The organism is Synechocystis sp. FACHB-908 (genome assembly GCF_014698595.1).
Taxonomy (GTDB): domain Bacteria; phylum Cyanobacteriota; class Cyanobacteriia; order Cyanobacteriales; family Microcystaceae; genus Synechocystis.
The window spans coordinates 39,608-54,323 of record NZ_JACJTH010000035.1 but is presented as its reverse complement, the minus strand read 5'-3'; the positions used below and the strand labels follow the sequence as shown (position 1 = coordinate 54,323).

At 45.6% G+C, this 14,716-nt stretch carries 3 protein-coding genes; all 3 read right to left on the bottom strand.

Annotation, left to right across the window (positions count from 1 at the left end; all coding sequences use genetic code 11):
* Positions 1-11 precede the first annotated feature (11 nt).
* The 3 genes from tyrS to H6G46_RS12175 all read right to left on the bottom strand — a co-directional run bounded on the left by tyrS (position 12) and on the right by H6G46_RS12175 (position 14,467).
* Complete coding sequence (tyrS, locus tag H6G46_RS12185) at positions 12-1,226, bottom strand: tyrosine--tRNA ligase (RefSeq protein ID WP_010871796.1); 1,215 nt, start codon at positions 1,224-1,226, stop codon at positions 12-14.
* 34 nt (positions 1,227-1,260) lie between these two features.
* Positions 1,261-2,334 carry a magnesium chelatase ATPase subunit I gene (bchI, locus tag H6G46_RS12180; protein WP_010871795.1) on the bottom strand — a complete coding sequence of 358 codons (1,074 nt, stop codon included), beginning with the start codon at positions 2,332-2,334 and terminating at the stop codon, positions 1,261-1,263.
* Between the two features lie 214 nt (positions 2,335-2,548).
* Complete coding sequence (locus tag H6G46_RS12175; protein WP_010871794.1) at positions 2,549-14,467, bottom strand: SwmB domain-containing protein; 11,919 nt, start codon at positions 14,465-14,467, stop codon at positions 2,549-2,551.
* Between the last annotated feature and the right edge of the window lie 249 nt (positions 14,468-14,716).

Genomic DNA, 14,716 nt, shown 5'->3' with positions numbered 1-14,716 from the left:
CGCCTTGGAGATTAAGAAATCAGACGAATAAATTTTTTCTTGCCCATTTGCAACACCTTATTAATTAACATTTTGGGATCGGCATATTCCTGATTAACATCCTCTAGGCGATCGCCATCTAAGCGCACAGCCCCCCCCTTGATTTGCCTTCTCCCTTCACTACTACTGGGGCACAGGCCACTGGCACTGAGGAGATAGGCCAATTTCACCGGAAAAGTAATTTCAGCTAGGGAAAATTCCGGCACACTGTCCGTATTACCCGCCTTACCTTGGGTGACAATATCCTCCGCTGTTTTTTGGGCGGCGATCGCCCCTGCAACTCCATGGAACTGGGCTGTAACTTCCTTGGCGAGCAACTTTTGGCACTCCCTGGGATTCTCCGGTAACTCGGCCAAGTCCAAGTTAGTTAGTAACTCGAAATATTCCCCCAACAGGCGATCAGGCGTCTTCTCCAGCTTGGAGTACATGGATAAAGCATCTTCCTGTAAACCCACATAATTGTTCAGAGACTTGGACATTTTTTGTTGTCCATCTGTCCCCAGCAAAATCGGCAACAGTAAACCAAATTGAGGAGTTTTGCCAAAATGCCGTTGTAAATCCCGGCCCACCGCAATATTAAACTTTTGATCAGTGCCCCCCAATTCCACATCTGCATTTACAGCGACAGAATCATACCCCTGCATTAAAGGGTAAAGAAATTCGTGCAAAAAGATCGGATTTTCCTTTTGGAAACGCTCCGCAAACCCTTCCTTGGCTAACATCTGTCCCACTGTCATCGTTGCTAGCAATTCCAGAATTTTATTCAAATCTAAATTGCTTAACCATTCGGAGTTGTAACGGATTTCCAATCTTCCTGGAGTATCAAAATCTAGAATTGGTTTTAACTGAGCTAGGTAACTTTCTGCATTGCGTTTCACCTGATCCGCAGTTAACTGTTTCCGTACTTCCGATTTCCCAGTGGGATCGCCAATTTGGGCAGTGAAATCACCAATAATTACCACCGCTGTGTGGCCCGCATCCTGAAACGCCCGCAATTTACGGAAGGGAATGCTATGGCCTAAATGAATGTCCGTGCCCGTGGGATCAATGCCCAGCTTTACCCGTAGAGGTCTGTCCTGTTGGGTTAAAATCCCTAAATGTTCCTGGGGATTGTTTGAGTCAGCATTGTGGGGAAAAATTTCCGCCGTTCCCCGCCAAAGCCAATCGGGATCAGAATTTACAACCATAAATCACACAATAAAAACAACAGAGATTGCCGCGTTAAGCTTCATCGACAACGCCAAAAACCCGTTTAAATACCTTTTCCACCTTACTGCCGGAATCAATGGACTCTAGAGGATCTTTCCGTAAACGATGGCGTAAACAAAGCACAATTACTCGGCTAATATCATCCACTGTTACCTCAGTGCGACCTTCAAAAGCGGCCAGGGCTTTGGCGGCCCGATTGGTAACAATATCTCCCCGTAACCCGTCCACATCAAGTTCTGCACAGACTTCCGATACTTTCACCCGATAGTCGTAGTCAATGGTCACTTGGGGCAGTAAATTCTGGGCATTAACAATTTTTGCTTGTAACGCTTCCTGTTCCGTTTGATATTGGTCACAGAAAGGATGGGGATTTTGGTCAAACTCCGTCCGTTGTTCGACAATTTTTACCCGCAATTCCGGTTCCCGCACAGTGCGAATTTCAGCATGCATGCCGAATCGATCCAACAATTGAGGCCGCAATTCCCCTTCTTCTGGGTTACCGGAACCCACTAAAACAAACCGGGCCGGATGGCGAATGGAAATACCTTCCCGCTCCACCGTGTTCCAACCCCCAGCAGCGGAGTCCAACAACACGTCCACTAAGTGATCGTCCAACAGGTTAACTTCGTCCACATAGAGAATGCCCCGGTTGGCTTTGGCCAATAAACCCGGTTCAAAGGCTTTAACTCCTTCTGATAATGCCTTTTCGATGTCGATGGTGCCGCACACCCGGTCTTCCGTTGCCCCCAGGGGCAAATCCACCATGGTGACTTTCTTTTTGACAATAGATAAAGGTTCTTGGCTATCTACCCGGATCCGTACTTCCTCACTCATCATCTCGGGATCGCTGGGGGAAGAGTTAAAAGGATCATTGGCCACCACCTCAATTTCCGGCAACAAATCCGCCAAAGCTCTAATGGTAGTGGATTTCCCGGTTCCCCGATCGCCCATGATCATGACGCCGCCAATCTTGGGATCAATGACATTGAGCAACAGGGCCAACTTCATTTCATCTTGACCGACGATCGCCGTAAAAGGAAAAACAACACGGCGGGTTTTGCTGGGGGCGGCAAGGGTGGCAGTCATGGGCAAAGAGACAATAATAGTAAAAGTTTCGAATTCAAATAGGGATTTGACTGGGCAAATCTGGCAGTTTAGTGACAAGGCGCTAAAATCCGGCCGTTAACCATTCTGACACACCCTCGGGACAGGAGTGGAGCGGACTAATTTCGGTTGCGGGACCAGATCAGACTCAAGGGGATAGATCAGCCTATTCCTCTATGTCACTTTTGTACTTAATTTATGAAGTTAGAAAGCTGAATTGTAAAATTATGTCATTGTAGTCAAGATCGCCGCCGCCCACCATATCTTCAAAACCAAACAGGTTACTACCCAGACGACTCATTTGGCTCACTCCCCCAGGATTGGCTTGCTCAAAAGAAAAAAGGGCCACAGGGCCAAGGTTCGGGTCGTTAGTGGGATTTTTGCTTAACACTTCTTCGATGGATGAGTTGGGAATAATCGCCATGCCATAAATATTATTGCCCGACAAACTGATGGTCTTTTGAGTAGTGCTAAAAAACTCGTCAGGGGCGTTTAAGCTTAGCCCCGTTGCTGGATTCTGGGCCCTGGTTAATGCCGCCTGTACATAGCCCACATCCCCTGGGTTTAAATTAATCTGGCGATCGCCATCGGTATCAATGCCCCCGGTCAGACTATCCACTTTGTAGAGAACAATAAGATTTTCGTAAGCCCCCGCACGACTAATGGAAACATTTGTCGTCACAGTCTGGTTTAAAATTCCCGGCACAACCAAAGTTTTGGAAGCGATTTCTGTAGTAATGCCATTAAAATCTAACTGATGATAACCTCGACTATCTGTTTCAACCATTAGTGGAGCATCAATGGAAAAAGCAATTTCTTCTCCCTGTTGACTATAGAGCATATAGTAACGATTAGCTTCTAAATTAGAGTTACTAAAGCTACCAAAAAATTGTGATTCTGTCCTGGCAAAAGCTTCAATATCAGTAAAACTTTGTCGGGCTAAACTACGGGTTAAAGCCTGGGCTGAGGCATTGGCTTGATCACTAAAAACAGCTTGTTTGCGGGCCAAAGCGGCCTCCTCATAGCCCGGATCATCAGGAAGTAAACCATCAATGGCACCATCGGCACTATCCACCATAACCCAACCAATTTCATAGTTTTGTGAGGGGCTATTGATTAACCTGAGTTGCACTTGGCCATCGGCGTTGGTGGGAGCCCAAAAAACTCGGTTATTATTGCTAATTAAGCCTGGGATGGTGCGGCCCGCATAACCATTAGTTGCCACCAAACCATTAACTATGCCATCGGCATCACCTCGATCGCCGTCCAAAAGTTTAAGTTCTACTCCGCCAATAGCGTTTGGGCTATCTGAATTGGTGAGCCGGGCCCCTGTGGCACCATTAAACATTATGGATTGATAGGTTTGGCTGAGGGGATCGTAACCAAAAAAGTCGTTAAATTCCCCTAAGCCTTCAACACTCAAATGAATCTCAGCTTGGTCGGAATTAACCGTGGTGGAGAAATCAATCAAGCCACCCATGACACTGTTATCCCAATTCCCGGCCAGGTAGTTCCAACGACGGATCTGGGCACCATTGGCATCACCGGCTAAAGCAAAAGCATCGCCCCAATCTCCTGCTTCCAAACCATCATTCAGCAAAGAAACCAATAGGCTAAATTGGCGATCGGCGGTATAAACAGAGTCAGTAGGAATTTTAACTGTGATGTTTTTTTGGTTCTCTCCAGGATTAAATATTAACTGTCCTGCTATGGGTAAATAGCGATCGCCAGCTTTGCCACTCATATCCTGGGTGATGTAGCTGACCAACACATATTTGTTTAAGTCTCCCGTGCGCTCAATGACAAACTGGGCCTCTCCAGCAGCTTCGGAAACTTTCGGGTTAGAGACAAATAAACGGGTGGGTTGATTTGGGTCAGAATTAGTGGCGGCGAGGATGGTTACATCGGTGGTAGTAGGAGCATTGGGTTGAGCCGTGGGAATTAGGTTGAGACTGGGGGAATTGCTCGTCGTAGCAGTAAACGTAACCTGATTGGAGGGGACATTGACCAACACAGTGGCGGCTGAAGCGTTAGAGGTATAAAGATAATAGTTTTGGTTATCGAGATAGACTTTTTCACTAAAGCTAAAACTTGAATCTAGATTGATCTTGTCATTGGCGTCTAAAAGAACCCGAACTTCGTTATTAGCTGAAAGTTGTGTAATCGTCAGAGCATTGAGGGTAAGGATATTAGCCCCGTAATCCCGGACATCGAGAATATTAAAATTTTTCAGTCGCAGGCCTGGGGAAAGAGTGGTTAAATCCCAATCTTGATTTGTGTAGCCCGTAAACTTGAGAATATTATTGCCACTGCCGCCATCCAACCGTCGGAAATTCGTATCAGTGACCGTCACGAAATCATTCCCAGGGCCGGCATAAACCGTATCCACCCCGCCATTGGTATAAATTTGATCATCTCCTTGGCCAGCAACAAATATTTCCCCTGTGGGACTGCCCAACATGACATCATCGCCAATGGTTCCCAGTTGATTGACTTGGTTGGTAAAGTCACTGCCAAACAGCACATAACTGAGATTGTCAAAGTTACCCGGCGCACCTAGGGCAAAATCACTAAAACCATCACCATTTACATCTGCCCCGCCACTGATGGAAATACCAGCTTGGGATCTCGGTAATCCAGTCGTCACAAAACCATAGGGATTAAAGTTTTGACTATTATTGGTTTGATTGTTGGCAAGGTTCCCTAAACCGAAAGGCGAATTTGCGGTGTACTCAGTTCCCCAATGGGTTCCGCCAAAAACGACCCAGCTTACCCCTTGATCACCATTGACATCAGGAAATTGACCAGCAATAACAGGGGTGAGAGGTGCACTAATTAACAAATCATCAAAGCCATCTCCATTTACATCACCAGTAGGAGTAATTTCCAGTAATTCAAAAATGGTTTCCTGGGGAAGATCAGGCGCAGCTAAAACAACATCAGGAGGATCATTAACCGAAATCCCACTCTCCTCTCCGTAGTAAATGAACACACCCCCTAAATTGTTGATAGCTGGGTAGTCTAAAATTGGAAATTGCAGTAGATTTCGGTAGCCAGGGGCCAACACGGCTAAATCAGCAATACCATCTCCATTAAAATCACCAATGTCCCGGACTTGCTCACCCCAACGACTTGCTTGATTCGGCTCGAATAATGAATTTGAAAAAGCAAAAAGAAGAGATTCATTATTACTTTGATTCAATGATAAAATAAAGCTTTGATTAAATAAGATTGATGCAACACCACCAAGGTTGCCATCATCCCAGGGAATTAATGTGATATCTCCCCAATTCAAGCCATCTGTAGAGGTAGCATATGAAGCACTAGCCTCAGTGCTTGAAGTGAAAAATAAATAATAAGTCCCATCTACCACAGTTAGGGATACTTGGGAGTTGGCGTCAACCTGGGTTAATTCTGCCGAACCCTGCCAATTTGTTACATCGCTGGAGTTGAGAAGGCCGACCCAAGTTGCGGGGGAGTTATTAGAACGAAATGCTACGGCAAGAGTATCCCCATCTAATCCAGGGACAACGGTAGCACTGAGGGGGAAATTAGTCGCCTGGTTAACATCGCTAAACGTGAGAACGGTACTGGTACCATCCCAGCCACTACTACTCCCTGGATTGCTGGAACTGGAATAGAGAATGTCATTATCGGAAGCATCTTTAACAAAGAATACATAGAGTTCATCATTAAAGGCCACTAATGTTGGGCCATTATTGGAGGCTTGATTGATTGGGACGGCATTGATGAGTATCCCGGAGTTGGCATTAGTATTGACTCCTTCTGCAACCCACACCTGGCCATTGTCAGCAGTAAAGCCTAAATAAAGTGTGCCATTGTAAGCCGTAATTGAGGGGGGCAAATTCTTAAGATCAATCGGCGTACCATTGCTATCGAGCGGGACGACTTGAGTGAGGTTTTCCCAGCTGACTCCATCTCGGCTTCGTTGGATATAAATGTATGAATCTTTAGTGGAAATACGCTCGTTGATTCCGTAAAATGCTTGATACAGCCAGCCATCTAACGTTGCAAATGACGGCACACCAGCTTGGGCATATTGATTAGGAAACGAAATTTGTCCCCATGAAGACAGACCAGAAGCCTCCGTAACTGAGGCATTGGGAGGATTAACCGTTGGTTGTAAAACCGCATTTCCAGCCTCATAGGTAAAATACTGTAAACCACCACCAAAGCCACCGATATTAGGGACTGGGTTTAAGTTGGGCTGACCGGCGACAATTTCCTTGATGCCATTGCCATTTAAATCAATACCTGTGAAAGAACTGGGTAGGGGGAAATTGTTACCAAACGTTAAAGGAGATGAGTCGGTTAATGTTCCATTAGCGTTACCGTAAACGGCGATCGTAGAATTAGGGCCTTGTAAGACAAAATCATCGTAACCGTTGCCATTAAAATCTCCGACTCCCCAGGCCTGGTTAAAGTTAGATAAATTTGGCAAAGTAGAGTCAATAACAAGGCTACCTTGGCTACCTAATTCCGGACTGCCTAAAACCAGAAAGAAGTTGCCTTGATCATCAATAACGCCAAAATCAGCTAAGCCATCCCCATCAAAATCTCCAAGGGCAACAAACTCTTTAACTTGAGCGTTTTCCACCGAAATAATTAAATCGTCAGTGCCTAGGGCTGCATCGAGTAAATCTTTAGTGCTGTTGCCAAAAATAAGCACTCCCCCAGCCGGACTTCCCCCAGAAATCACATCAGCAAAGCCATCGCCATTAACATCCCCAACCATTACAATGTTGAGGCCATTACCAAAGAGACTGCCGCCATTCTCCCCATTGGACAGAAAGGTATCGAGACTGATATTAATTTCTTGATTTTCGTCGAGGGTAACAGCATTAGTAATCAGGCTAGTATTCCCAGGATTTAGAGTACCATTGGGGACAATATTGCCCTCGGAATCAACAATATAAAGACCGCCATCCGAGGCTAATTTCAGAACAGCCCCGCTATTCCCTGCTGTATTGGAACTCCAAATGACATCCCCTGAATTCCCCCCTGGTTGGCCGTAAATCACAAAGTTGCCGTCACTTTGCATAATGGCATAGGCTTCGGGCGTAACCGTTACTCCTTCTCCTGGATTCGAGCGCCAGATGACTTGACCAGTGGGCGAAATTAACTGCAACCAAGCAGAAACCAGTTCAAAATCATTGCCATAAACAAGATCAAAACTGAGGACATAACCAAAGGGGCTAGATGGGAGGGAATATTCGTAGCCATCAATGACAAAGCCATTATTAGAAGAAACATCCGCAAGTTTGATACTGCCATCGTCCGCTAACCAGGGATGCCCATAAACCGCATAAAGTTGTTGACCCACTGGAGCCGTGAGCATTAGGTCATCTACGCCGTCATTGTTAATATCACCCACACCAACTGCTGCTGTTCCCGTAGCCTGGAAGGGTTGATCGCCATTGAGTAAAAATGTGGTTTTGTTGTCGTTAGCGGTGACATTGAGATCAAAAACAGTCCCGAATTCACTTAAATTCAATGTCCCAAATAAGACATAACTTTGACCCGTAGCATTGGCTCCTTGGGGCGCAGTAATTAAAAGGTCTTGATAGCCATCATGGTTTAAGTCTCCCACTGAAGTAATGACTGTTCCCGCTTTGCCCCCACTTAATCCACCATTGATCACGAGGTTACTGACTGTATTTAAGGCTTGTGTAGTTGTTGTAGTTATTCCAGATTGTGTAGTTGTTACAGATGGAGTTGCAGTAGACCCACCAATCACAAAGGCTTGCCCCGTGTTGGTATTGGCCCCAGGCCCGGCAATCACTAAATCTTGGCGGCCATCTCCGTCATAATCTGTGAAATCCGTATTCAAACCCGAGCCAATCACAGTTCCAGCAAAATAACTAGTGGCAGTGCCTTGAGCATTGGGAATCGTTGGCCCGGTATAGATGGCCCAAGGATTTGTTTTAAGACTTAAGCCTTGATTAGAGTTATAGACATAAACGGCCCCGGCTGAAACAAAACTGGAACTAGGAAAAAGGTCTGATGTGATTTGTTGATTTTGTTGGTTTTGTGAGTTTTGGCCTGGGAGATTACTTTGATTTGTCCATTGATTTACGACTTGAATTTGATAGTTGGGCGCGCCAATAAAGAGATCATCTGTCGTTGTGCTACCTGTAAATGTAGATGGTCCATTACTCAGTCGCCGTGAAACTCCCAGTGCAAACCCTGCCCCTTCACCCACTGTTAGGGTTTGACTTGGTGGATTCGGTTGGGGATTGGGAATATCAAAACTTTTGCCAGAATAAATGACTGTAGGGCTAATTGAGTCTGGAGCACTTCCTTGGGCAAAACCAGCAACTAGATAAACCTGGCCAACCCGATTCCCGTTACTATCTTTGGCGTAGGGCGCACCGTAAACAATGTCACCATAGCTATCCCCATCAAAGTTCCCCACCACTACTGAAAAGCCCGCTAAGTCTTCCGCTTCATTGCCATTAACCACAAAACCCATAGTGTTAGGTTTCGTGCTGAGATTTGTGACATCAATTATTTGTCCTTTTTGATTGCTGAGATAACTGCCATAGATGACGTAAACCGCTCCAGCAAAGTTACCCACATTGGGCGCACCAATCACTAAATCAGGAATGCTATCCCCGTCAATATCTCCCGTAGCTAAGGAAAGCGAAAGGTTCCGCTGATTATCCCCCGCATCTTGAATATTGGTAATTAAAACCCCATCAGGATTGCCATTGAGAATTGTTGTACTTAATGAGCCACTGCCAGAGAGAATATCACTGCAACTAAACAAGATCTGGACAGTCCCGTTGTTAAGAACATTGCCCTGACTGTCGCTATAGCCACGATTCCCCACTGCCACATAGGCTAAAGTACCATCGGAATTAAACGCACTGGCCAAAACATACCCGATCGCCGGATTATCGGAATTAATAATAAACCCACTATCAATTAGGGCGAGGGAGGAATCATTGGCTTCAGTAACCGTTGCTGTTCCTGTAACTGTTTGATCTGGCCCCATTGTTGCCATATTTATCTGATAGGGAGCAACAGAAAACGGTGTAGGGGTATTATCGTTGTTTTCGAAATAAACCGTAACTTCAACTGGCCCAAGAGTAGTATTGGAACTGCCGGGATCAATGAATAAAAAGAGATTTTCGGTATATCCCTGAATTGGATAGCTAAAGGATTGAGTATCGGGATTAAGACTGTTGAGTAGGGTATCTCCTAAAAGTAGGCCAAGCTGATTACCCGTGAGTGCTGTGCCATTGTCGTCGGTGCCAATCGCCCAGGCCTGGTTGCCACTAGTAACTTTAATTCCGCTGATAGTTAAGTTTGGATTAGAAAGCGAAATCTGATAAACGGCATCAGCAATTCCATTGGGCGCAATCGCGGTGCTGGCCTGGGCGGGAGTGGCAGAGACTAAATCGAAAACAGGGATATTGGCCCCGGCTAACTGGGTGGGAACGATTGCGGGTGTGGGGTTAATTTGACTAGGGAGTTGCCAACTTGAACCATCCGAAACGGAATAATAAGTATTAGGGCCTGGGGGAACCGGCTGGTTGTATTGGGCGGCGTAGTGGTTGCCAATTTGATTTGTCCCCGCAATGATCTCAAGAATTTGGCTACCTGTTAGGTTTTGGAAATTTGCATTGGTTAAATCTGCCGCATTGACATTAGAAGCTGTTAATGCCTTGGGATAGAATGCCACTTCATCTAAATAAACCGGATTATTCGCTGTAGAAGCCCCTGCTAAAGCTAAGGCCGCTGCGGTGGGAAACGGATCAAATTCCACATCATCCAGGGTTCCAGCTAAGACACCATTGAGATACAAACTCAGGTTTTGACTTGAGCCATCATAGGTACCAACAACGTAATACCAAACATCAGTGGCAAAGGTTTCACTAGCTTGGATTTGGCTCTGATCATCATTACCCAGGCCAAAGGTAAGTTTCGGTGGCGCATTAGGATCATTGGGATCAACCTCCAGGCCCAGGCCAAATAATCCCAGTGCGGAAACTAGATTGATAGATTCCCGAGGTAAATTGGGCAACTTAAACCAAAACTCAATCGCAAAAGCCTGGTTTGTCAGAGGTACAGGTTGATCAAGCGTTACACCCCCACCTTGAAACAGCACGGCAGGATTGGGATCACCAGTGTTACTTGTGGTTTCTAAGGCTCCCATTTCCCCCAGAGTAAAAGTACCGCTATAGGTGCCATTGGCGGCGGCTTGAAACTGACCACTATTGCGGGCTACATCACCAGTCCTTTCCCCAAGACGTAAATAAACCGATGGGGCGGCATTAAGAACTAACTGACGATAGGATGCTGGGGAAGATTCAGTCCAGAAAATTGCTGGTTGTTGATTGATCGTACTAATGGTTAGGGGCGTAAAGGCATCGGGATTAATGTCGGGAAGTATGGGAACAGGGGCAGACCAGACCGGGGAGCTATCATTTTGATTGAGTGTGGAATAGTAAATCGTGGTTGTGGGCGTACCATTATTATCCAGTGTGGTATTTAACCAGGCCGCCATAATCGAACCATCAGGCCCCAGGCCAAGCGTGACATTGGTATTCTGTCCTGTTTGCTGGTGGGGAATGGGGGCGGCCACTGACCAGGGAATGATTTGACCGTTGGGGCCAAGATCACCAAGATCCTTTAAAGAGGCAACAGAAAAGTAAATAGTTGAGCTTTGCAGGGCCTGGGTAATAATCTCTAAGTTGCTATAATATTGGCCTGGGATGAGTTGATTCTGAATTTGGCTACTATCAACATTCACCCAAGCAGCAAATACCTGATTTGTGGCCTGGTTAAAATACACGGCTGGATCGTAATTTAAGCCACTTGTCCCAATAATTGAGCTTGGATAGGCAATACTAACGCTTGAGGTGCTGGGAGTGGCTAAAAGTGTTTTAATCACCGTCCCAGGATTCGCAAATGTGGTCAGAATATCGCTTGTTGTAAAGGGAGCAACGGGAATATTATTACTATTAACTAATGTGCCAGCACCAGAACTATAGCTAACGGTAACAATATCGCCTTGTCCAATGGGTTCTGATAAGGGCAAAGTAACAGAATTATTCTCAATTGTTACCTCATTGATCACAGTAATAAAATTATCGGAATTGTTGACTGTAACCTTAAATTGACTTCCAGGAGGAAGATTGCTAGATGAAAGGATTTGGTCAAAGGTGAGCGTAATGACATTGGAAATTGCCACTGCTTCTAATAGCGTTGGGGCATTGGTTGAACTAGCTGCTTGCGTCACAGGCGTGGTAAAGTCAGGCACCCACAAGGCGAAATCTGTGGCATCAGAAAGGTAAAGATTAAAGAGGCTATTTTCTAGTGTGGAATCAATGCTGTAGCTAACCGAGATCGTATCGTCAGCATCAATAACAGTACTTGAATTCAACGAAATTGCAACATAATTTCCTGTGCTAGATGAATCCTGAATTTCAACACTTTGATTATTAATTAGAACTGTAAACGGATTACTAGTGGCCTTGTTGGTATTAATTAGATTTACGAGGGTGTCAGCAAAAGTGAGGATAATCGTAGTTCCCGATAGCAAGGCAGAAATGGGTGTAATCGGCGGGGTATCACTACTCCAGGCCAGCAACACACCAGAATCAGTGACAGCTAAAGCAGGTGGGCTATCCTCAGCATAATCTTGGGCCACTGTACTACCGAGCAGGGGGTTAGTTGTAATTGCACTTGTGGTTCCTGCTGGCACGTTGCTATAGGTACGATTCACTTGTCCAGCGGTGCTTGGTGGCGTATTACTGGCAATCTTAAAATCACTAATTGCAACATTATCTTCTGTGGTTAATACATTTCCAGAACTGCTACTACCCGAATAACTAACGCTATAGGTGCTGCTCGATCCGGATAGAGTTAAGATCACACTGCGAGACGTTACAATAACAGAGGAAATTGAGATTGAATTGCCATTGGTATCCGTAACTTGAAATAGAGATGAATCGGGTATGATGTTGGGATTTAGAGTGGCATTAAAGGCAATTACAACCTGCTGACCTGTGACTTGATAATTACTGTTAGTACCACTAATCGGATTGTAATTATAGGTAAAGGTATTGGCCGATTGATTAACAACAGGAATCGGAGCATTATTTTGATAAGTAACCTTAATATTTGAAAAAGGCTGATCGTTTAAGTTGGTTTGCGGAATTGCTGATTCAAGCCGGAGAATGGTCGTATTGCCCTGAGTGATCACCCCAAAAACTGGAACTGTTGTGGTCTGGCCTAGGGGGTCTTTGACGTTAACTTGGAAATCTGTGGCCTGGGGGGTGCCGTTAGTTTGTAACCCTTGGATTTCTAATAGCGGCCCTCTCACAATTGCCGTGGGAGAATCGGCACTGGCTTGATTAAGGGTGGCGAAATCACTATTACTGGCACTACTACTGGGATCATCACCCCAAGTCCAATAGGGATAGATACCCACTGTTCCGCCAAGAAAACCCAAGAATTTAATGGTGATATTCATCGGAAATCCCAGGCTTAGATCTCGGTCATATTGAAATGCACCATTATCCGCCGACCGAGTGCCGCCAACGGTTCCGACTAAGCTCGCCTGAATCCCAGCTAAGGCTTCAAAAACATAGGGGATTTTAATCCCGCCATCAATACCAGTCGCAATCGGTATCGAAAATAACAAGGATTCGAGTTCTATGGCTTCATTGCCGTCAGGATCAACGTCGGTGAAAATCAACTCAACTACTTCAGTAATATCAGAGATTACCGCCAGTCCGATCGCCGTGATAGCACCCAAGGGAGGAACATTAAACAGGACTGCCAGTACCGCATCAGAATCACCACCCGTAGGAGATAAAACTGCCCCAACAGGAGACACATAGGTTTGAGGGTCTTTCGGAGATAATTGCCACTGCATTCCCAGGCCAGCACTACCTAAAAAGTTAAAGAGAATGGGTGTTCCTTCAATCGGAATCGGAAATGTAAAGCCAACTGTTAGGCCAAGACTGCCCGTTTCTACTGTTAAAGGATAGGAAAGATTGTCTTCACCTAAGCTTTTATCAAAGGTATAAAGGGTCGCGGCAATGGCAGAGAGGGAAATTTCTGGCTTACGGGAGAGTTGTGTTGTATTTTCTGCCGGATTGAGACTGCTTCCTGCAGTTCCAGATGAGGTATTGTTGGTGTCCTGGTCATCTTCATTGAATTGAACCGCCATCGAGGCATTGAGTAATATTCCCTCTGTACTGATTCCGCCACCAAAAAATGAAAGATTAGGATTGTTACCTGAAGATCCCAGTAATGTTCCAGTAATATTGAATTTCTTAAAAATGGGCGTAAGCAGAGCCTCAGGAACACCCGCCATTCCCTTAAAAAGTTTTAAGTTGCTTAGGTTAGTGTCAAATGTCTGGGAGACTGTCCAATTTGCCCCCCATCCCTGAAAGCTACTGGATTGTGTTTCTGCAAGGGTCAAGGGTTGGTAAGTAGCACTGGGTAATGCGGCCACAGTATTTTGGTCCCGCTGAATGTAGTTGCCTTGAACGACACCATCTTTAGTAATCTGGGGAGCATAAGCGGCGATGGGCGTAACTGGGGTTGATGGGATTGTGGAAAACTGATTGCTGTAAATTTGAAAGGTTTGATAGTATGGATCCGCATCTTCCCGGATGGCCTGGTTTTGGGCTTTGACGAGATCAACTTTTTGCCCGACTACTGTAATAACCCCGTTGTCTACCACCGCCCGAGGTTCTAAATCCCCCACTTGATCCGCTGTCAGGGCCTGGGGGGCTTCGAGCCATTGCAGTTTGCCAACATTGTCATAGCGCGCCGCGGTATAGAAAAAGTTACTGTCGTTTTCCAGACCTTCTTGATAAATAACTGCCACGCCTGGAATCAGCGTATTATTGCTTGTTCCAGATTCGACAATTAACCCTGAATCGGCAACCAAATTAAGACTTCGGATGTTCTGACCAGCGGTATTGACAATGGCCTGGGCATTTTTCCATGTCTGAGAAACTGGGTCATAAACAGCGTGCCAAATATTGGTTCCTTCTAGCCAAACAATATGACTCGTTCCGGCACTGTCTTGAACAACGGCAGAAAGGCGATCAGATAAAGTTATACTCATTAAGGCTAGGCTCCACAAATAAAATGAGGGTCGACGGTCAAATTCAGGCTTTTGATGGACTGGCCAGCAATATTGGTGATCGCCTGAGCGTTGCTCTAACTAGCAGAATTCGGGTCATAGACAGCGTGCTAAAACTTATCTCCCTGGGCTCCCGGCCCACCAGGGCAGTCTTGCAATAATGGCGAAAAGACCGTCGGTAAGATTTAAAACCACGGTGACGGTCTCAACAGGGACTCAATTTTTTCGTGG